This is a genomic window from Paraburkholderia bryophila (assembly GCF_013409255.1).
Taxonomy (GTDB): Bacteria; Pseudomonadota; Gammaproteobacteria; order Burkholderiales; family Burkholderiaceae; genus Paraburkholderia.
This window is the reverse complement of sequence record NZ_JACCAS010000001.1, coordinates 534,739-554,109: the sequence shown is the minus strand read 5'-3', so window position 1 is coordinate 554,109 and position 19,371 is coordinate 534,739. Positions and strand designations below refer to the sequence as shown.

Genomic DNA, 19,371 nt, shown 5'->3' with positions numbered 1-19,371 from the left:
GGTGCGCCGCTGCTCGCCGGGCTCTCTCCGATGGCGGATCACCCGGCCGCTGTCGTCCTGCCGGAGCTAGCCCGGCAGCAACATCAGCACGGCGGCCACGCCCATTATCAGCGTGGCAATCGAACCGAGTGCCAGCATTGAACGGCTCGCCGTGAACGCCCCCATCACGGATTTTCTGGACACGAGAATCATGATGACGACCATCAAGGGCACCGCCACCGCGCCGTTGATGACCGCACTCCAGAACAGCGCCTTCATCGGACTGATCGGCGAGTACTGGAGCGCCAGCGCGGCGAGCACACTGACACCGATGACGGCATAGAAGCCACGCGCGTCGCGCAGTTTGCGTTCGAGTCCTTCGTGCCAGCTCATCGATTCCGCCAGCGCATAAGCGCCGGAGCCCGCCAGCACCGGCACACCGATCAGGCCCACGCCGAGAATGCCCGCCGCGAACAGCAGCGAGGCGAAATGGCCAGCAAGCGGGCGTAACGCGCTCGCTGCCTGCGCCGCCGTGTTGATATCGGTCACTCCGGCTGGATGCAGCGTGACGGCGGTCGCCAGCATGATGAAGAAGGCCGTCAGGTCGGAATAGAACATACCGCTCCATGTGTCCCAGCGAATGCGGCGCAGCTCGGGGATCGCCGCACGCGCGTCCGCGGTGAGCGCGACGCCGCCGCCGTGGGCGTGCATGTCCTCCACTTCTTCGGACGCCTGCCAGAAGAAGAGGTAAGGGCTGATGGTGGTGCCGAACACGCCGACCACCATCGCGGCCGCGTTGCCGTTCAGTGTCAGATGCGGCCATAGCGTGCGCAGCGCCACGTCGCGCCACGGCACGTGAACCGTGAAAAGCACCGCGGCATACGCGAGTAGCGACAGCGTCAGCCATTTCAGAAAGAACACGTAGCGGTGGTACGGCACGAAGACTTGCAGCAGCAGGGTGCCGAACACGAAGCAGGCCGTCATCAGGTGGCGATCGATACCGCTTACCAGCTCGGCCACTTCGCCCATCGCGGCGACGTCGGCGGCAATATTCAGCATGTTGGCGATCAGCAGCAGCAGCACGACGCCTCTGAGCACGCTCGGCGGAAAGGCGTCCTTGATGTTGGCGGCCAACCCTTTGCCGGTGACGCGGCCGAGGTTCGCGCACATGGCCTGGACCGCCGCCATCAGCGGGAAGGCGAGCGGCATGGTCCAGAGCATGTTCAGGCCGAACTGCGCGCCGGCCTGCGAGTAGGTGGCGATACCGCTCGGATCGTCGTCGGCCACGCCTGTGATGAGGCCCGGGCCGACCCGCGCCAACGGGTGCTCTTTCAGCCGTGAGAAGAGGGTTCGAAAGTACCCAGCGTACGACCCGCCGCCGACATCCATTTCATTACCTCGCTTGAGCGCAAAACAGGCGGCGCGTGAATCGGCCGGCGTCGCTCAAAAATACCTGCGGCGCCGGCGCACCGATTGCGCTGGATCAAGCAACGAGTGTGTCGTTCGAGCCGCTTCCGACAACCGATGCCGCCCGCATCGGCGCCCAGCCGCGCGCTTGATACAGGTCAACCGCGCGGCGGCGCCGGCGCTTACATTGAATCGACGGCTGTCGCGCGCTTATCGGTGGAGTAAATCGCAAGCGCACGGGCAGGCACGCGTCTCATGAAAACTCCGGAGGATCATCATGACAACCGAATCCACCTCGCTGCCCGATCTGTACCGGGCGAACCTCGGTCTCGCGCTCCACGCAATGGATAGGAGGCAACAGGCCTGTCAGCGAGCCGGCGAGTTCGAACGGCTGAATGCGGCCGCGTCGCCGGCTGCGTCGCGCGGCGTTGCTCGGAAAGGAGAACAGCATGTCGCCTAAACGGGTTGCTTTCGTCACCGGAGGAATGGGCGGGCTCGGCGCCGCCATCAGCCGGCGCCTGCATGACGCCGGCATGGTGGTGGCCATGTCGCATTCCGAACGCAACGACCACGTCGCGACCTGGCTGATGCGCGAACGCGATGCCGGCCGCCGCTTTCATGCCTACGAAGCGGACGTCACCAGCTACGATTCGTGCGCGCATTGTGCTTCGCGCGTGCTGGACGAATTCGGATCGGTCGACATTCTTGTCAACAACGCCGGCATCACACGCGATTCGACCTTTGCCAAGATGAACAAGGACGACTGGGACGCAGTGCTGCGTACGGACCTCGATTCGCTGTTCAATATGACCAAGCCTTTGCTGAACAGCATGGTTGCGCAGAACTTCGGCCGGATCGTCAACATCAGCTCGGTCAACGGCGAGCGCGGCGCCTTCGGTCAGGCCAACTATGCGGCGGCCAAGGCGGGCGTGCATGGTTTCACGATGTCGCTGGCACTCGAACTCGCGCAGCACGGCGTTACCGTCAATACGGTGTCGCCCGGCTATCTCGCGACACCCAAGACCGACGCCGTGCCGAAGGAAGTCATGGAGACCCGGATCCTGCCGCAGATTCCGCTTGGCCGACTCGGTCAACCCGACGAGGTGGCGGCGCTGGTGGCGTTTCTGTGCTCGGACGACGCGGGGTTCATCACGGGAGCGGATCTCGCGATCAACGGCGGCATGCACATGGGATGAAGCGTGGGCAAGCAACCCGTGGCCCGGGTTTCACATTGGCATTCGACATCAGGAGCGGTTCATGGCGCTTTCCGGTAAGGTCAACGACGGCGATTGGTCGGTCGCGGCCGTCACGCATCAGGTGCCGGGCGGTTTCGACTGCTCGATCCAAATTAGCCACCCGACGCCCGACGGCGTCTTCGCGCACGAGTTCAGACACAGCAGCATTTTTCCAAACGAACGCGAGGCCGTGCTGGCCGGCTTGCGCGAAGGCATGGTGTGGGTGCAGTTGAAGATGTCGAAAACCTTGTCCATGTAGGTCTGAAGGCGGAGATTGAAAGAGCGGGCCGGTGTGAGCCGGCCCGCTCTGGTTCGTTTAGCTTATCGGGTTCTCACGGCTTCAGGCCGCATGCTGTGCATCCGTTTGTGCCGGATGACTGGCCGCTTCTTCGCTCGACGATGTGATCGTCGCAGCAAGCGGCAGCACCGGCAGCACGGCTTGCACGGCTCGTGCGATGGCCAGCGAGAGCCGGTAGCGGTTGGTTTCGCTGGGCCGCCCGGTTTCGTCGTACGTGCTATAGGCCCAGTGCGTCGTGCCGTCGTCCGAATAGTCGCCTGTGTCGGCGATCAGCAGGCTGATCACGACGTCGCCCGCTGTGCCGCCGTCGTCCGGCAGGCAGAGGTGAATTCGTCCGAACAGCTCCGGACAGTTCCCCGAGCGGTCCAGCACCTGCTCGTACACGGACTGCAGGGTGACGCCGTGCAGCGTGACCGTAAAGCCCGGCCGCTCGCTCAACGACTTGTACACGATACCTTTCAGCACGAAGCGCGGCGACTGGCTGGGTGCCTCGAGCGCTATCGCCAATGCTTGCACCGCTGCGTCGAGCGTGGCCGCGCGATCCAGCAGGTAGGTGACTTCGTCAGTGTGGGTCGACATGGCTGCCCCTTGTTTGGTTCACGGTGAACATACGGATCGAAAATGTCGTGGTTCAAGCTTAGTGGCGAGTGCCGTCGTGGATTTGATCGTCATCAATGCGCGACGCTTTCAGCGGGTTCACGCTCGTCATCAGCGACCATCGACCGGCTCGCGGCAGACGCTGCATCCACGGTGCGCGTGGCGCAGCGAAAACGACTCAACGGAGTTCTCCCATGACAGCCTGGGCGCGTACGGACGGATGCAGCATCATCATCAAGGAGCATCAGCAACTGACCACTGTAATTGGCGCGATGCTTCAATTTGTTCACCGGCGCGAACAGGCCGGCGCCTCACCGGCGTTCGTGATCTTCCGGGCCATGCTGTACTACATCCGCGAATATCCGGAGAGAGTGCATCACCCGAAAGAGGAGCGTTACCTGTTTGCGCGGCTACGCGCGCGAACTAGCGAGATCAATGATGTTCTGGATGAACTGAACCGGCAGCATGCCGAAGGCGAAGTGAGGGTCCGCAGTCTCGAACATTCGCTCACGCGTTATGAACTGGTGGGGGATGCCGCGCTCGAGGACTTTCGCAGAAAGGTCGAGCGATACGCGGACTTTTACGCGAACCACCGCCGCATCGAGGAAGAGGTTGTGCTGCCCGTCGCGCTGCGCGTGCTCACCCGCGAAGACTGGGCAGAGATCGATGCCGCATTCGGTGCGAATCGCGATCCCTTTGAGGGCGTCGAAGTCGAGGAAGATCTCGACAAGCTGTTCTGCATGATCTCGAACATTGCGTCCCAGGTGAGTCGCTGACCGACACGGACGATAGAAATGCGTCCTATGCCCCTGATTGACTCAAATCAATAGCGTCGATTCGTTTTCGGACACGATGGTTATCACGCGAATAACGCAAAAAATGTCGTCGCTCACCTCGAAAGAGCGGGCGCCAGAAATCTGATTCTGGTGTGGGCGGCGACCACGGATTCCCGAGATGACCGACCAGGCGAAACACGAAGCAATCGTAGCGGCAGGCCTGACCAAATGGTTCGGCGACGGCAGCACGCGAACGACGGCGGTCAACCGTGTCGACTTCGTGGCGCATTTCGGCGAGATGTTATTCATCGTCGGACCGTCCGGAAGCGGCAAGACCACGTTGCTCAGCATGATCTCCGGCATTCTGCGGCCCAACGCGGGCACGGTCAGCGTCAACGGCGACGACCTCTGGACCTTGGACGACGACCGCCTCGCGGACTTCCGCCTGAACACCATCGGCTTTGTCTTCCAGGACTACCATCTGTTTCCGCGACTGACCAGCGCCGAGAACGTTGCGATTCCGCTGATTCTGAAGCACCAGGACTGGAACGAATCCATCAGGGCGGCGGTGAAATGCCTCGAGGTGGTCGGTCTGAAAAACCGCAGCGAGATACTGCCCGTCAAGCTCTCGGGAGGCGAACAGCAACGTGTGGCGATTGCCCGTGCGATCGTGGGCGCGCCGCAGATTCTGATTCTGGACGAACCGACCGCTTCGCTCGACGGCGACACGGGGCGAATGATCATTGCCTTCGTCAAGGAGAAGGTCCTCAACCAGAATCGCTGCATCGTCATCGTGACGCACGACGCACGGATCAACGAATACGCCGACCGGATCATCCATATGGAAGACGGACGTATCACCGGTCTGGACAAGGGCACGGAATGAAAACCCGGGTCATTTTCGGTCTCGCGATCCTCGGCATCCTGGTCGCGCTGGCAGGCGCCTTTCTCTTCGGGACGCAACGCAAGGCGCAACCGCCGGTGTTCGCGCCGGTGAGCAACCCCTATGCGACGGCGATCTACGCGGACGGCATTGTCGAAAGCGAACAGGTTGGCGGGCAGAACGTCAACATCTATCCCGAGGTGGCGGGTCCGATCACGCGGGTGCTGGTCCACGAGGGGCAGCAGGTGGCAGCCGGCACGCCGTTACTGGAGATCGACGACTCCGTGCAGTCCGCCACGACCCAGCAACTGCGAGCGCAGTCGGAGGCGGCGCGGGTCGCCTTGCAGGAGCTTCAGGCCGAGCCGCGCAAGGAGACCCTCGCGGTGACGAAGGCGCAGGTCGATCAGGCGCAAGCGAACCTCAAGGCCGCGCGCGACCAGTACGACAAGCGCCGCGCGTCCTACGAGTTCGATAACCGCTCGATCAGCAAGGACGCGGTGGACACCGCTCAGGACGCCGTCGCCCAGGCGCAGACGAGCCTGGAAGTCGCGCAGCGGCAGTATGAGCTGACGCGCGCGGGGGCATGGAGTTACGACATCAGCAATGCCCAGAAACAATATGAGGCGCTGAGCCAGTCGTACAGGGCCGCCGGTGCGCTGCTAAAGAAATATACGGTGACGGCGCAAGCGGATGGGGTCGTGCTCGCACTCAACGGCACGCCGGGTAGTTATGTGTCGTCTCAGGGCGTGTACGACGCCTATACGCAGGGGTTCGATCCACTCGTCGTGATGGGCGCGTCGCAAGACTATCTGTCGGTGCGTTGTTACGTCGACGAGATTCTGGTCGCGCGCCTGCCCGCACCTACGCACATGCAGGCGCAACTCTCGGTGCGGGGCACCGACATCAAGGTGCCGCTGGAGTTCGTGCGCGTGCAGCCCTATGTGTCGCCCAAGATCGAGCTCTCCAACCAGCGCGCGGAAAAAGTCGACCTCCGTGTGTTGCCGGTGATTTTCCGCTTCCGCAAAAAAGATCTCCCGATGGTTTATCCGGGCCTGTTGGTCGACGTCTTTATCGGGCCCAAATAATGTCTCCGCTCAAGCCGATACGCGACAACCCGACGAGCGGCAATGCGTCCTTGCGAGGCGTCTTGCAGCGTTGCGCATGGCGCCCGGTCTGGCCCGGCGTGATGGCCGCGGCGTTGCTCGGCGCCTGCGCGGTAGGCCCCGATTTCAGCCGGCCCGCGGCGCCCGCCGTGCAGGCCTATACCCATGAGCCGCTGGTGGCGACGACGGTCACCGCGAACCGCGAGTCGCAGCATTTCACGCCGGGCACCGCGGTGCCGTTCGACTGGTGGCGCCTGTTCGGATCGCCGCAACTGGACGTGAGCGTCGAGCAAGCGCTTGCCCACAATCCGACGCTCGAGGCGGCCGAGGCCAGCTTGCGCGAGAGCCAGGACAATCTGCGCGCCGGCTACGGCGTTTTCTATCCGCAGATCGGCGCCCAGGTGCAGGGCGGCCGCGAGCGCTCGGCGCCGCTCGAGAACGGTTCGGCGGCGCCGGCCACGATCTTCAATCTGGTGACGGCGAGCGGCACCGTCAGCTATGCGCTCGACGTGTTCGGCGGCAAGCGCCGCGCCGTGGAAGGACTGCAGGCCCAGGCGGACTACCAGCGCTATCTGACCAAGGCAGCCTATGTGACCTTGTCGGCCAACGTGGTGAACACCACGATCGCGCGCGCGGCCTATGCCGCGGAGATTCGCGCGACGGAACAGTTGATCGACCTCGAAAACCAGCAGCTCGAGATCACCGAAACCCAGGTGCGCACCGGTACGGCCGCCTATTCGAGCGTCTTGAGCGTGCACAGTCTGATCGCCGCCAACCAGGCGTCGCTGGCGCCCCTAAGGCAGAAAATCAGCGAAGCGGATCATCTGCTCGCGACGCTGCAAGGCGTGTTTCCTTCCGAAGCGAATCTGACGGAAATCGATTTGAGTTCGCTCGTGTTGCCCAAAGACCTGCCCGTCAGTTTGCCTTCCGATCTGGTTCGGCAGCGTCCCGACATTCTGTCCGCCGAGGCGCAGTGGCACGTGGCCAGCGCCAACATCGGCGTCGCCACCGCCGCGATGTTCCCGAGCATCAGCCTGAGCGGCACTTACGGCGCGGGAGGCACGAGCTTCGGCAATCTTTCGACGGACAGCTTCAGGTTCTGGAGCATCGGTCCGTCGGTGACAGTGCCGCTCTTTCAGGGGGGCAGTTTGTGGTACGGACGCAAGGCGGCGATCGACGCGTACCGGCAGTCGGCGGCGAACTACCGGCAGACTGTGCTGGCCGCGTTCGCGCAGGTCGCCGACGCGCTCAAGGCACTGGAGTACGACGCACAGGCTCTCGACGCGCAAGCGCAAGCGCAGCGCGACGCGGCGGCAGCGCTGGCCCTGCTGCAAGCCAATTACCGCGCGGGGACGATCGGCTATCTGGACGTGCTGGCAGGCGACGTGCAACTCCACCAGACCACCATTGCCTATCTCCAGGCCGTCGCCCAGCGTCACCAGGATACCGTTGCGCTGTTCGTCGCGCTGGGCGGCGGCTGGTGGAACCGGCAGGACGAAGCGAGCGGGGCGCCGCAGCCATGAAATACAGCGGCATCATGCGCATCGGCTTCAAGCTGCTGGTCAACGACCGGGCGAAATTCTCCGCGCTGCTGATCGGCATCACCTTCGCGGTGTTCCTGATGATGCAGATGACCGCGATGTTCGCCGGCATCCTGAACCGCGCCTATTCGACGGTGACCAATATCGGCGCGTCGATCTGGATCATGGACCCCGCCGTCAACACGCCGACGAGCGCCTTTCCGCTGCCCGACTATCTGCTGGACGCTACCCTGAGCATGGACGGCGTCGCGTACGCGGTGCCGCTCTTTATCGGCGGCGCCCAGCTCAAGCTCGCCGACGGCGCCTACCAGTCCGTCAACGTGGTGGGGCTCGACGACGCCAGCCTGTTCGGCCGCCCGAACATGAAGCAGGGCAACATCCTCGACATCTATGCCGACGATGCCTTCATGGTCGTCAAGGATTCCGAGTTCTCCAAGCTGGAAAATCCCAAAATCGGGACCACGTTCGAAATCAACGACCACCGTGGCGTGATCGTCGGCGTCGCCGAGGTCGCCGCGAACGGCCTCAACGGCGTGCCCACGCTCTATACCACCTACAACCGCGCGATCCAGTACATTCCCGGCACGCGCTTCACGATCTCCTATATCCTCGTGCAGGCAAAAAACGATGCGGCGATTGCCGGCATCAAGCAGCAGGTCGCCAGGCTCGGTTATCTTGCGCTGACCCGTGACGAGTTCAACCGGCGCATTGCCGACTACTACACGTACCAGACCGGCATCGGCACCAATATCCTGCTGATGACCGTGATCAGTTTCATTGTCGGGCTGTCTATTTCAGGCCAGACGTTTTACACCTTCATTCTGGAAAACCTCGACAAGTTCGGCGCGCTCAAGGCCATCGGGGCAAAGCGGCACGAACTGGTGTACATGATCCTGTTCATGGCGACCTTCACGGCGCTGACGGGCTATGGCCTGGGAGTCGGCCTGGTCACCCTCGTGATTTCGCTCGCGAAAGCCACCGTGCCCAACTACGCCGCCATCACCACCTTCTGGAACCTCGCGCTGGCGTTCGGCATGGTGGTGCTGATTGCCGGCATCTCCAGCTACATCGGCGTGCGCAAGGTGCTCACGATCGAGCCGTTCGACATCTTCAGGGGATAAGGTTCGCGACGCGGCGCGCGACGATTCACGCCGGCCGCGTGCTACAGGGTTTTGCTGCAGAGTTTGAAGTCGGGATCTTCCGCATAGGTCTGGATCTGGAAGCCGAGCGTCTTCATCAGTTTCAGCATGCCGGCATTCTTGACCAGCACGAGGCCGTCGATTTCGCTCAGACCTTTGTGACGCGCCACGTCCATGATCGACAGCATCAGGCGCGATCCGATCCCCTGGCCGTTGAACTCGTCGTCCACCACGAGCGAGAACTCGCAACTGGTGAGATCGGGGTTGGCGATGTAGCGCGAAACGCCGATCATGCGTTCGGTTTCGCTGAATTCGCCGTCTTCGCCCGGCGTGCGTTCCCGACAGACCGCGACGAGCGCCATTTCGCGGTCGTAGTCGATCAGCGTGTACCGCGCCAGCATGGGTATCGACAGTTCCCGCAGCGACGAGACAAAGCGGTAATAGCGCGACTGGTCCGAGAGCTTGCGCACGAAGGTCTGCAGCATCTGCGCGTCGTCGGGCCGCACGGCCCGCAACATGTATTGGCCGCCGCCCGGCATCGGCCATTCCTGCGTGTAGTTCGACGGGTACGGCAGGATGGCCAGATGGTCGTAGCGGTGCAGTGAGGGTTGGGCGTTGTCGATCACGACGCGGGCATCCACCGCCAGCGCGCCCGACTCGTCGACGATCAACGGATTGATGTCCATCTCACGCAGTTGCGGCAACGCGCACACCATCTCCGAGACGCGCAGCAGGACCTGTTCGATCGCTTCCAGGCGGGCGGCCGGCGCACCGCGCCATTCGCCCAGCGTTTGCGCGGAGCGTACCCGCATGATCAGGCGCTGCGCCAGGAACTGGTTGAGCGGAGGCAATTCGACCGCCCGGTCGTCGATCAATTCGATCATGGTGCCACCCGCTCCGAATGTGATAACCGGGCCGAACGGCTGATCGGTGACCATGCCGATATAGAGTTCGCGCCCGTGTTTCATGCCGGACATTTTCTGAATGGTCACGCCGTTGATCTGCGCCGCCGGCTTGAGCCGGCGCACGGTCGCCATCATGTCGTTGTAGATGTCGCGCACGCTGGTGGCATTGAGCACGTTGAGCACGACGCCCTGAACGTCCGATTTATGCGGGATATCGGGCGAGTCGATTTTCAGTGCCACCGGATAGCCGAGCTGACTGGCAATCAGCATCGCCTCGTTGGCGCTGTGGGCCAGCATGGTTTGCGTGATCGGAATGTGGAACGCGGCCAACAGCGCTTTCGACTCCATCTCCGTGAGGACCTTGCGTCGTTCGGCGAGCACGCTTTCGATCAGGATATGCGCGCCGGCCAGGTCCGGTTTGGCGAGTTGCGACAGCGGCGGAGGAGTCTGCTGCAGCAGTTGCTGGTTCTGGTAGAACGAAGCGATGTTGCCGAACGCATCGACCGCCGCCTCGGGTGAGCGGAACGTTGCGATGCCCGCGCCATTGATGATTTCGCGTGCTTCAGCGACCTTCTCGTCGCCCATCCAGCACGTCAGAAGCGGCTTGCCGATATCGACGCTCGCGAGCACCAGCGCCCTCGCTACCGCAGTCGGGTCGATTTCCAGCTTGGGGGAATAGATCACGAGTATGCCGTCGACGTCCGGATCCACGGCACAGGCGGCAATCGCCGCCCGGTAGTGGTCGGGACCCGCTTCTTCCGACAGGTCCAGCAGGTTCGAGAGGGTCGCGACCGGCGGCAGGTGCGGCGCCAGCGCGGCGGCGGCTTCGGGTGACAGCCGCGCGAGTCCCAGGCCCAGCTCGATCAGCCAGTCGACGGCCAGCACGCCCGGTCCACCGCCGTTGGTCACGATCGCCAGTCTCGAGCCCACCGGACGATAGCGTGAGGCGAGACATTTGACCGCGGAGAATAGCTGGGTAAACGAGCGCACGCGCACCGCGCCGGCCCGACGCAAGGCGCTATCGAATACCTCGTCGCTGCCGACGATGTTGCCCGAATGGGTGAGCGCGGCTTGCGAGCCGGCGGCCTTGCGGCCGGCTTTGAGCACGACGACCGGCTTGGTGTTCGCGGCGGCCCGCAGCGCGCTGAGGAAGCGGCGCGCGTCGGTGATGCCCTCCATGTAGATGACGATGCTTTGGGTGGCCGGGTCGGTTGCCAGGAAATCGAGCGTTTGCGCAAGGTCGACCGACGTGTTCGGCCCGAGCGACACCACGATCGAAAAACCCACCGCATTCCGGTTGGCCCAGTCGAGGATCGACGAGGTCAGGGCGCCCGATTGCGAGATGAGGGCGAGCGAGCCCTGCTGCGCCAGCCCGCCGGCGACGCTGGCATTGATCTTCAGCCGTGGGCGCTGGTAACCGAGACAGTTCGGTCCTAGCAAATGAATACCGTGTTTGCGCGCAATGGCATGCAGCGCTCGGGCCTGCGTCTGATCGACGCCCGACGAAATGATCAGCGCGGCCTGACACTGGATCCGCCCGGCGACTTCCAGGGCCGAGGGCAATTCGTCGTCCGGCAGGGCAATCACGGCCAGGTCGGCGCGCGAATGAGCCAGTTCGGCGAGCGTGCCGCTCATGCCCACATCGAGGAACGTGACCGGACCGGCGAAGCCGCTTTCCCGTATCAGCACGCTCGCGCAACGGCCGTAGTGGCTTTGGCTGCCGGGGTCGTCGGGCTTGCCGGCGAACACCACGATGGAAGACGGGGAGAAGAGCGGTGTCAGGTAATGTTTGTCCATGAGCGGGGCTCAGCAATCCATGTCGATGAGAGCGCGCACGTGCGCGGCGGCGGCCCGTGCAAGCGACGACAGTTCGTAGCCGCCTTCGAGGCAGGACACGATACGCCCCTTGGCGTGGCGCCGGGCCACCTCGACCATCCGCCCGGTGACCCACGCATAGTCCGCTTCGACGAGGCCGAGGTTGCCCATGTCGTCTTCGCGATGACCGTCGAAGCCGGCCGAGATGAAAATCATCTCCGGCCTGAACGCCTCGAGCGCCGGCAGCCATGTCTGCGTGACCGCCGCCCGGAACGCGTCGCCGTACGAACGCGTCGGCAGCGGCACGTTGACCATGTTCTCACCGCGCGGCTCGTTGCCGCAGAACGGGTACAGCTTGTCCTCGAAGATCGAGCACATCAGGACACGGGCATCGGCGTGGAAAATGTCTTCGCTGCCGTCGCCGTGATGGGCGTCGAAATCGATCAGCGCGACGCGTGTGAGTCCATGCGTGTTTAGCGCATGGCGAATGCCGACCGCGACATTGTTGAAAAAACAGAACCCGCCCGCCGCCGCGTATTTCGCGTGGTGCCCAGGCGGCCGAATATTGCAGAAGGCGCACTGGGCCTCGCCGGCCAGCACCAGATCGGTCGCCAGTACTGCGGCACCGGCGGCGCGCAACGCCGCCCGGTACGTATGAGGGTTCATGCTCGTGTCCGGGTCGACACGCACATAGCCTTCGAACGGCACCATCCCGGCGATGGAGCGGATATACGACAACGAATGCGCCTCGGCCAGTTGATCTTCCGTTGCCAGCGGCGCCTCGTAAGTCTGCATGCAGTCGAGCAGGCCCTTGATCAGCAACATATCGTGAATCGCGCCGATACGGTCCGGCGATTCGGGATGTCCGGCTCCCATCTCGTGTCTAGCGCAATCATCGTGCGAAATATAGGCGGGTTGCATGGTGGCTCGAGGTGACGAGATTGCTGCCGTTGGACCCCGGTATGGGGGCGCCGCGCGTCGACTTCAATCGTCACGCGGTCGGCCAGACGCTGATTGCGAACGCGGCTGGGATGCCTGCCGGAAACGCATGTTGGCCGGCATCTCTATCAGGCACCGCATACGGCATCGGAGCCTTGACTCAGGTCAAGCTGCGACAGGCGCGTTGAGATCACATTAGGCGCAGGGTGTGTGCATTCATGCATCGTGCCTTTTCTCACCGGGAGTTTCGTCATGCCTCGCAACACGTTATGGGTGCCACTGCTCGATATCGCACAAGGGACCGATCTGAACGAAGACGATCTGGCCCGCATGGTAGACGACGAGATCGGCCGTTTGTCGGCCGGCGCGCGGATCCACGACTACATTCCGTTGATTGCGATCAAACAGGTCGGCGACAAGGTAAGACAGAGCGCCGCTCACAACCGGGCCGGCAGCCATCGTCTCGCAAGCGGGGGATGACAGGCGCGCTGCGGCACCAACCCAATTCCAGGACGTCGATGCCACCTTAGGAGAATGCGATGAAAACGGACCAGCAGTTGCAGCACGATGTGGAAGAGGAGCTTGCGTGGGATCCCGCGGTGACGGTGACCGACGTCGGCGTCGAAGTGAAAGAGCGGATTGTCACGCTGTCGGGGCATCCGTCCAGCTACGCGGAAAAGCTGGCAGCGGAAAAAGCCGCGCAACGGGTCGCCGGCGTCAAGGCGGTGGTGGTCGATATGAACGTTCGATTGCCGAACGGCGCGGTGAGAACCGACGAAGACATCGCCAACTCGATTCGTTCGATCCTGAAATGGACGGTCGGCGTGCCTGAGAGCTCGGTTCAGGTGCAAGTCGAAAAGGGCTGGATAACCTTGCGCGGGGACGTCGACTGGGCTTACCAGCGCCAGGTGGTCGCACGCGCGGTGCGCCACATGCGCGGCGTGACGGGCGTCTCCAATCTGATCGAGGTGGGCGGCGGCCTGGCGGCGCAAGACATCGGGAAGAAGATCGGCCAGGCCCTGCAACGCCATGCCGAGCGCGAAGCGAATCACATCCGGGTCACCGAGCACGAGGGCATCGTCACGCTGACGGGCAACGTGGGTTCATACGCGGAGCGATCGGCCGCGCGGGGAGCGGCATGGTCGGCGCCGGGTGTCCATGCGGTCGTCGATAATCTGACCGTCGGCTAGCATGCCGTAGGCGGTCGCCCCGTGTCGTGAGTCGTGGTGAGTCACGACACGGGGCGCCGTTCAATCGAGCTTCAGTACCACGCGGCCGTCGACCTTGCCGCCCTTGAGATCGGCAAGCACCGTATTGATGTTTTCCAGACGGTCGAGGTGGATATGCGCCCGCACCCGTCCTTCCGCGGCGAACTCGAGCGACTCCTGCAAATCCTGCCGGGTGCCGACAATCGATCCGCGCACGGTGATGCCGTTGAGCACGGTCGAAAAGATCGGCAACGGAAAATCGCCGGGCGGCAAACCGTTGAGCGAAACCGTACCGCCGCGCCGGACCATGCCGAGCGCCTGCGCAAATGCACTACGCGATACTGCGGTGACCAGCACGCCGTGCGCCCCGCCGATTTCCTTTTGAATCACGGCGGCGGGATCCTCGGTCGCCGCGTTGATGGTGAGTTTCGCACCCAGTTCGCGCGCGAGGGCGAGCTTGTCCTCCGCGATATCCACGGCGACGACATGCAGGCCCATCGCGATCGCGTATTGAACCGCCACATGGCCGAGTCCGCCTATTCCCGAGATCGCGAGCCATTGGCCGGGCCGCGTGTCGGTCATGCGAATGCCTTTGTAGACGGTGACGCCGGCGCACAGGATCGGCGCGATCTCTTCGAAGCCGACTTGCGCGGGCAGGTGTCCGACGTAGTTCGGATCGGCCAGCACGTATTCCGCGTAGCTGCCGTTCACCGAGTAGCCGGTATTCTGCTGTTCATGACAGAGCGTTTCCCAGCCGCCGAGGCAGTGCTCGCAGTGACCGCAGGCGGTATAGAGCCACGGCACCCCCACCCGGTCGCCTTCCTTGACCGCCTTGACACCCGAACCTGCAGCCGTGACGAAGCCGACCCCCTCGTGACCGGGAATGAAGGGCAGGGAGGGACGCACGGGCCAGTCGCCGTCGGCCGCGTGCAAGTCGGTGTGACAGACGCCCGTTGCCTTGATATTGACGAGGATCTGTCCTGGGCCCGGTGTGGGCACGGGTACTTCCTCGATGCGAAGCGGTTCTCCGAATGCGTGGACGACAGCGGCTTTCATCGACTGAGCCATGGGATTCTCCGGGAGGGGCTGAGGTGCCCCAGTATCCGCGCGGCGCAGGTGGGCAAATTGACGTGGATCAGGAATCCGCCGGGTGATGCGCCGGCGAACGCGGGCCGCTGAGACATGAAGCGTCGCCGCTCTATCCGGTTGCCCCTGCCGCGATCGCGCTAGCTGGCAAAGCGCGTGAGGATCGCCGGCTCGATGACGGCCGCGGCCATCAGGCCGCCCATGAAAGCGCCCGCGACGCCGGGCCCCGTGACGTCCTGGCCGGCAAGCAGCAAGCCGTGGACCGGTGTGCGCACGCGCAGCGCCGCGCTGGTCAAACGGCTTGCGGTCACATCGAGTCCATACATGGCGCCACCCGGCGAGCGCAGGTAGCGTTGCTGCGTGACGGGTGTCGACAGTTCGTGGAAGCGGATCAGTGGTGCGAGGGCAGGGAAGTGTCTGCGGAACCGTGCCAGCAATCGCTGTTCGATTCGTCCTTTCAGTTCCTGGTACGGCGCACTGTGTCGGCCGTCCGGTGTATCCAGCCAGGAGGCGAAGGCTCGCGCGTCGCACAATGCAATCACCTCGGCCGTCGGCTTACCCGCCCATGTCCGGTCTTTCATCGAGGGAAACGACACGAACAGCCCCGGCGGGTCGTCTTCCTCGACGTTCTGCCACACCCGGCCGATTTCCTCGCTTTCGTAGATCCATATATTGGCGCCGGAGGCGCCCGCCGCGGCGATGTCGCCATCGAAGCCGATGTAAAGCGCCAGGTGCGCAAGGCCCGGGCGCAGCCCGCGCAGCGTGTCCTGCCACGCGGGTGCCGTCGCGGCATCCAGGCAGGACACGGTGTTGGCGATGCCCATCGCCGAGATGACGCGGCTCGTGAACTCCGTGCGGCGCGTGCCGCCCTGGTTGAACGCCACACCGACCACATGGCCGCCGGTCACGAGGATGCGTTCGACGCAGGCGCCGAGTTGCACCTCGCCGCCCGCTGCCTCGACGACGGGAACGAGCGTGCTCGCGAAGCGCGCCGGGCCGCCTGCCGGATAGTACGCACCGGCATTGTACGAACTGGTGACGAGCGCATGTTCGAGCATCGGGGCACGCTCCGGCGGCGCACCATAGTCGCCCCAGCGGGCACCGAGCACTGCGCGCAATTGCGCGTCGGGCACGTCGGCCAGTGCGCTGGCGAGCGTGCATTGCGCCCAGCGCTCGACTTCGTCGCCTTGAATCAGATGCATGCCCCACGCGAGCCACTGCGGCATGCCGCGCATCGCGAACATCGCGAAGGCCGAGTGCCGCGCGGCTTCGCAGGCGGCAAACCAGCGCCCGACGGCTTCGCTCTGCTGCGGAAAGCGTGCCAGCAGCGCTTCGCGATAGCGCGCCTCCGGGTACGGGATGGCGAACTCGAAATCGGGCAAACGAACGATGTCGTAAGGATTGCCGCAGGAGACGAAGCGAAGCGCACCCCCGGTCAGCCACGCGAGAAGCCTGCCGATCTGTCCGCTCGATCCGGTGATGTCGCCCACCCCGCCGATGTAGTGCACGCCCGTAGCGAAGGTCCAGTCCGCGCGCGTGAAGGTCTGGGTGAGCCCTCCGGCCACGTCATGCTGCTCCAGCACGAGCACGCGCCGCCCCTGACGCGCGAGCGCGGCCGCGGCGCCCAGACCGCCGATGCCGGAACCCAACACAATCGCATCCCACATGACACCGCCCCCGGTTGCCCCGGCCCTGTGTGCAACGTGTGCCTCGTGCAGCGGGCCGTACGTTTCACATCAAAACGCACTGCGCCGCGGCGCGCTTGATACAGGTCAACGTTAGGCTAGCGCGGCGCGCTACCTGCAGGCGTCGCGAGGGGGCGCCGGGCACCGGCGGGGTGACTGAGCACCGGGGCCGGCCGGCCGAACAGATAGCCCTGCATGACGTTGCAACCCAGTCCGCGCAGCGTTGTTGCCTGTGCCTCGGTTTCCACGCCTTCGACCACGCACGTCAGTTTCAAACTCCGGCACAGACCGACGATGCTGCGGACAATGTCCTGCGCACCGCCGTCGAAGTCGATTTCCCGCACGAAACTCCGATCGATCTTTACCTTGTCGAGCGGCAGTCGGTGAATGCAATGCAGGCTCGAAAAGCCGGTTCCGAAGTCGTCGAGCGAGATGTGCATGCCCAGCTTCTTGAGTTCGGTCAATGCGTGCCGCGCCTGATCGAAATCCCGGATCACGGCCGTTTCGGTAATCTCCATGGTCAGGCGCTCGGGCGAAATGCCGCTACGCCGGATCATGTCGATGATGGCAGGAATCGTCTCGGACGAATTCAGGTCCTGGGCCGACAGATTGAACGACACGCGAACTGCGGGTTCCGCTTCCTGCAACGCGCCAAGTACCTTGCCGAACAGCACCAGCGTGATCGCGCGGACCAGATCGCTGCGCTCCGCGACGGCGATGAATTCCGAAGGCGGCACGTCGCCCAGCGTCAGATTGCGCCAGCGCGCCAGGGCCTCGTACGACACGACGCGTTGATCCGTGACGTCGATAATGGGTTGATAGTGCAGGCTCATTTCCCGATTCAGGTCGGCCTGACGCAGCAATTGCTCGATCATGTTCGTGCGGCGTATCGCGCTTTCAATCGCGCCGGAAAAGATCGTGGTGCCGCCGCGCCCGTGTTCCTTGGCATGATAGAGCGCGTGATCCGCGCGCTCGAACAACTGGCCGGGCGTCGTCGCGGCAACGGGAAATTGCGCGATACCCAGCGACGCGGACAGCCTGATGTTTGCACCGGCGCACCGATAGGGCGCTTCCAGCGCAGCGGCAATCGTTTTGCCCAGCCCCTGCAGGCAGTCGATTTCCGTTTCGTTCCCGACCAGCAGTCCGAATTCATCGCCACCTAAACGCGCGAACGTGCACCCAGCGGATTGCAGCTTCGATTGCAGCTTCTTCAGCCGTTTGCCGACCTCCTCCAGGACTTGATCGCCGGTCTGATGTCCATGAAGGTCGTTGACCTGTTTGAAGCCGTCGAGATCGATCACGCCGACCGCGAAGGTCCGGCCGCCGCCGGCCATCTCGGCGCAGAGTCCCTCAAGCCTTTTCAGGAACGAGCGGCGGTTCGGCAAGCCGGTCAGCGTGTCCTCGTTCGCCAGCGTCGAGTTGGCGTCGCTGAGATCTTGCAGGATTTTTCTGGATTCGATCAGGTTCGCGAAGTCGCGGTAATGCGTAAGCATCATCACGATAATGGCGATGGTGACGAGGAACATGTTCAGTGCGATAGCCTCCAGAATCGAATTCTGGGTGCGCACGAAGAACACCGTGAACGGAAGCACCACGATCGCCGTCAGCAACAGCGCGGCGCGGCGCAGATGCATCAGGCAAAAGACGCAGCCGATGACGGTGATCGCCATCGAGAACGCGATCTGCACGCGTGCATAGGCATCGCCGTATGGATAGAGTGCGAACGCCCAACCCGTGAAGCCCACGCCGAACGCCGCCGTAAACCAGGTCGCCGCGGACAGCCGTTGCCGCATCTCGCCGTCGGTTAGCCGACGATGCTGGCCCCGCCTCCCGAGCCACACCAGAAGACGCGCCAGGCCGATGAAACCCAGCACGACGGGTATGTCGATCGAAAGCCATGCGGGCGAGTGGGGCTGATGCGTGTAAGCAACTGCTCCGGTGTTGATCAAAAGTATGAAGTAGAGCAGCGGCACCTGCCGCGAAAAGGCGTCGAACTGCGCGCCGATGAGTTCATTGCTCGCGGCTGCGCGCCGCCGCTTCAATCTAAAGCCTGCAAGTCGCATATTGAAACCGCTTCTGGAAAGCGCCCTGCAAACCGTGAGGCCGGGCTGACTACGGGGTGACTTCAGTATAACGGCGTCGCACCGGCGGATCTTGAAGGAAGATTGTCCGGCGCACACCAGCATCGCACGCGCCTGCTCGGGATACCGCGTCGCGACCAGAATGCGCAGAAGCGGATTTTCGAGCTTGATCAGAGGAATCAGCTCGATGCCATGGACACCGGGCATGGCGAGCCCAAACGTAAGAAGGGTTGCGTCGGTGGTTTTCGCGAGGGCTAGCGTACCGGCGCCGTCAACCGCTTCGCCGACGATTTCGAACTCTCCCGTGCTTGCGAGAAGGGCGCGAAGACCGTCTCGCATGACGCCGTGTGCATCGGCAATTGCAACCTTCGTCATGGAGAACGCTCATGGAAAAAACAGCCAGGCCCCGTTCTTGATGCGCCCCCGGGTGCGCACCAGGATTTCCTTCTTTGTAACCGTAGAAAAAACTGGGTGCCTCGACCAGAATCGGCAACATTTACCCCGCAGCAGAGGTGGTTGAGAAAACATGCGCTACCGTCGGATAGTCCGGGGTAGTCAACGCTGCTTGCGGTGCCGTTTGTGCGAGACCCCTGGCCGCCAACCCGGCAGACTGCGCCGCCGGCCCCCATGGCCGAAGAAGGGCATACCGTCGCGCTATCGGGAGGAGCACTGATGCACGTCAAAAGTCCGCGAG

Annotated in this window: 17 protein-coding genes; 10 read left to right on the top strand and 7 right to left on the bottom strand. The window is 63.6% G+C overall.

Annotated features, from left to right (window positions below; translation table 11 throughout):
- Positions 1–66: 66 nt before the first annotated feature.
- On the bottom strand, positions 67–1,368 hold the full coding sequence (locus GGD40_RS02410; protein ID WP_179704586.1) for an NRAMP family divalent metal transporter: 1,302 nt from the start codon (positions 1,366–1,368) through the stop codon (positions 67–69).
- Between the two features lie 295 nt (positions 1,369–1,663).
- On the opposite strand from GGD40_RS02410, the gene GGD40_RS02405 reads away from it, so the two are divergent.
- From GGD40_RS02405 to GGD40_RS02395, 3 genes are all read left to right on the top strand, one after another.
- The gene (locus GGD40_RS02405; protein WP_179704584.1) at positions 1,664–1,846 is read left to right on the top strand and encodes a hypothetical protein; all 183 of its coding nucleotides are present in this window, start codon (positions 1,664–1,666) and stop codon (positions 1,844–1,846) included.
- On the top strand, positions 1,836–2,582 hold the full coding sequence (locus GGD40_RS02400) for a beta-ketoacyl-ACP reductase (protein ID WP_179704582.1): 747 nt from the start codon (positions 1,836–1,838) through the stop codon (positions 2,580–2,582). Before GGD40_RS02405 ends, GGD40_RS02400 begins: the two co-directional genes overlap by 11 nt.
- A gap of 61 nt (positions 2,583–2,643) precedes the next feature.
- Positions 2,644–2,880: a UDP-glucose 4-epimerase gene (locus GGD40_RS02395; protein WP_179704580.1), complete on the top strand. Its 237-nt coding sequence runs from the start codon at positions 2,644–2,646 to the stop codon at positions 2,878–2,880.
- Positions 2,881–2,961: 81 nt separating this feature from the next.
- Here GGD40_RS02395 and GGD40_RS02390 read toward each other — a convergent pair whose 3' ends face one another.
- Positions 2,962–3,498, bottom strand: coding sequence for a hypothetical protein (locus GGD40_RS02390; protein WP_179742692.1), 537 nt, complete (start codon positions 3,496–3,498; stop codon positions 2,962–2,964).
- Positions 3,499–3,593: 95 nt separating this feature from the next.
- Between GGD40_RS02390 and GGD40_RS02385 the strand changes: the two genes are divergently transcribed.
- The 5 genes from GGD40_RS02385 to GGD40_RS02365 all read left to right on the top strand — a co-directional run bounded on the left by GGD40_RS02385 (position 3,594) and on the right by GGD40_RS02365 (position 8,940).
- Positions 3,594–4,292, top strand: coding sequence for a hemerythrin domain-containing protein (locus GGD40_RS02385; RefSeq protein ID WP_306456569.1), 699 nt, complete (start codon positions 3,594–3,596; stop codon positions 4,290–4,292).
- Positions 4,293–4,470: 178 nt separating this feature from the next.
- Positions 4,471–5,178, top strand: coding sequence for an ABC transporter ATP-binding protein (locus GGD40_RS02380; RefSeq protein ID WP_179742691.1), 708 nt, complete (start codon positions 4,471–4,473; stop codon positions 5,176–5,178).
- Entirely contained in the window at positions 5,175–6,260 is a 1,086-nt protein-coding gene (locus GGD40_RS02375) for an HlyD family secretion protein (RefSeq protein WP_179704575.1), read from the top strand. The genes GGD40_RS02380 and GGD40_RS02375 overlap by 4 nt, the downstream gene beginning before the upstream one ends.
- Positions 6,260–7,801 carry an efflux transporter outer membrane subunit gene (locus tag GGD40_RS02370; protein ID WP_179742690.1) on the top strand — a complete coding sequence of 514 codons (1,542 nt, stop codon included), beginning with the start codon at positions 6,260–6,262 and terminating at the stop codon, positions 7,799–7,801. Before GGD40_RS02375 ends, GGD40_RS02370 begins: the two co-directional genes overlap by 1 nt.
- Positions 7,798–8,940, top strand: a complete 1,143-nt coding sequence (locus tag GGD40_RS02365) for an ABC transporter permease (protein ID WP_179742689.1) — start codon at positions 7,798–7,800, stop codon at positions 8,938–8,940. The genes GGD40_RS02370 and GGD40_RS02365 overlap by 4 nt, the downstream gene beginning before the upstream one ends.
- Positions 8,941–8,981: 41 nt before the next feature.
- On the opposite strand, the gene GGD40_RS02360 is transcribed toward GGD40_RS02365, so the two are convergent.
- Both GGD40_RS02360 and GGD40_RS02355 read right to left on the bottom strand, forming a co-directional pair.
- The gene (locus GGD40_RS02360) at positions 8,982–11,660 is read right to left on the bottom strand and encodes a bifunctional acetate--CoA ligase family protein/GNAT family N-acetyltransferase (protein ID WP_179742688.1); all 2,679 of its coding nucleotides are present in this window, start codon (positions 11,658–11,660) and stop codon (positions 8,982–8,984) included.
- 9 nt (positions 11,661–11,669) lie between these two features.
- Positions 11,670–12,599, bottom strand: coding sequence for a histone deacetylase family protein (locus tag GGD40_RS02355; protein ID WP_179704567.1), 930 nt, complete (start codon positions 12,597–12,599; stop codon positions 11,670–11,672).
- Between the two features lie 270 nt (positions 12,600–12,869).
- On the opposite strand from GGD40_RS02355, the gene GGD40_RS02350 reads away from it, so the two are divergent.
- Positions 12,870–13,097, top strand: coding sequence for a DUF3562 domain-containing protein (locus GGD40_RS02350; protein ID WP_179742687.1), 228 nt, complete (start codon positions 12,870–12,872; stop codon positions 13,095–13,097).
- 59 nt (positions 13,098–13,156) lie between these two features.
- On the top strand, positions 13,157–13,807 hold the full coding sequence (locus GGD40_RS02345) for a BON domain-containing protein (RefSeq protein WP_179704563.1): 651 nt from the start codon (positions 13,157–13,159) through the stop codon (positions 13,805–13,807).
- Between the two features lie 60 nt (positions 13,808–13,867).
- Here GGD40_RS02345 and adhP read toward each other — a convergent pair whose 3' ends face one another.
- From adhP to GGD40_RS02330, 3 genes are all read right to left on the bottom strand, one after another.
- Entirely contained in the window at positions 13,868–14,893 is a 1,026-nt protein-coding gene (gene adhP / locus GGD40_RS02340; protein WP_179704561.1) for an alcohol dehydrogenase AdhP, read from the bottom strand.
- 158 nt (positions 14,894–15,051) lie between these two features.
- Positions 15,052–16,578, bottom strand: a complete 1,527-nt coding sequence (locus GGD40_RS02335; protein ID WP_179742686.1) for a phytoene desaturase family protein — start codon at positions 16,576–16,578, stop codon at positions 15,052–15,054.
- A 116-nt stretch (positions 16,579–16,694) separates the two neighbouring features.
- Positions 16,695–19,052, bottom strand: a complete 2,358-nt coding sequence (locus GGD40_RS02330; protein ID WP_179742685.1) for an EAL domain-containing protein — start codon at positions 19,050–19,052, stop codon at positions 16,695–16,697.
- Between the last annotated feature and the right edge of the window lie 319 nt (positions 19,053–19,371).

Bases quoted from the DNA above. Each gene is read 5' to 3' on its own strand.
- GGD40_RS02400 (WP_179704582.1), top strand. From the start codon at position 1,836: ATGTCGCCTAAACGGGTTGCTTTCGTCACCGGAGGAATGGGCGGGCTC.
- GGD40_RS02355 (WP_179704567.1), bottom strand. From the start codon at position 12,599: ATGCAACCCGCCTATATTTCGCACGATGATTGCGCTAGACACGAGATG.
- adhP (WP_179704561.1), bottom strand. From the start codon at position 14,893: ATGGCTCAGTCGATGAAAGCCGCTGTCGTCCACGCATTCGGAGAACCG.
- GGD40_RS02365 (WP_179742689.1), top strand. From the start codon at position 7,798: ATGAAATACAGCGGCATCATGCGCATCGGCTTCAAGCTGCTGGTCAAC.
- GGD40_RS02330 (WP_179742685.1), bottom strand. From the start codon at position 19,052: ATGACGAAGGTTGCAATTGCCGATGCACACGGCGTCATGCGAGACGGT.
- GGD40_RS02410 (WP_179704586.1), bottom strand. From the start codon at position 1,368: ATGGATGTCGGCGGCGGGTCGTACGCTGGGTACTTTCGAACCCTCTTC.
- GGD40_RS02390 (WP_179742692.1), bottom strand. From the start codon at position 3,498: ATGTCGACCCACACTGACGAAGTCACCTACCTGCTGGATCGCGCGGCC.
- GGD40_RS02350 (WP_179742687.1), top strand. From the start codon at position 12,870: ATGCCTCGCAACACGTTATGGGTGCCACTGCTCGATATCGCACAAGGG.
- GGD40_RS02380 (WP_179742691.1), top strand. From the start codon at position 4,471: ATGACCGACCAGGCGAAACACGAAGCAATCGTAGCGGCAGGCCTGACC.
- GGD40_RS02360 (WP_179742688.1), bottom strand. From the start codon at position 11,660: ATGGACAAACATTACCTGACACCGCTCTTCTCCCCGTCTTCCATCGTG.
- GGD40_RS02405 (WP_179704584.1), top strand. From the start codon at position 1,664: ATGACAACCGAATCCACCTCGCTGCCCGATCTGTACCGGGCGAACCTC.
- GGD40_RS02395 (WP_179704580.1), top strand. From the start codon at position 2,644: ATGGCGCTTTCCGGTAAGGTCAACGACGGCGATTGGTCGGTCGCGGCC.
- GGD40_RS02345 (WP_179704563.1), top strand. From the start codon at position 13,157: ATGAAAACGGACCAGCAGTTGCAGCACGATGTGGAAGAGGAGCTTGCG.
- GGD40_RS02335 (WP_179742686.1), bottom strand. From the start codon at position 16,578: ATGTGGGATGCGATTGTGTTGGGTTCCGGCATCGGCGGTCTGGGCGCC.
- GGD40_RS02375 (WP_179704575.1), top strand. From the start codon at position 5,175: ATGAAAACCCGGGTCATTTTCGGTCTCGCGATCCTCGGCATCCTGGTC.
- GGD40_RS02370 (WP_179742690.1), top strand. From the start codon at position 6,260: ATGTCTCCGCTCAAGCCGATACGCGACAACCCGACGAGCGGCAATGCG.
- GGD40_RS02385 (WP_306456569.1), top strand. From the start codon at position 3,594: ATGCGCGACGCTTTCAGCGGGTTCACGCTCGTCATCAGCGACCATCGA.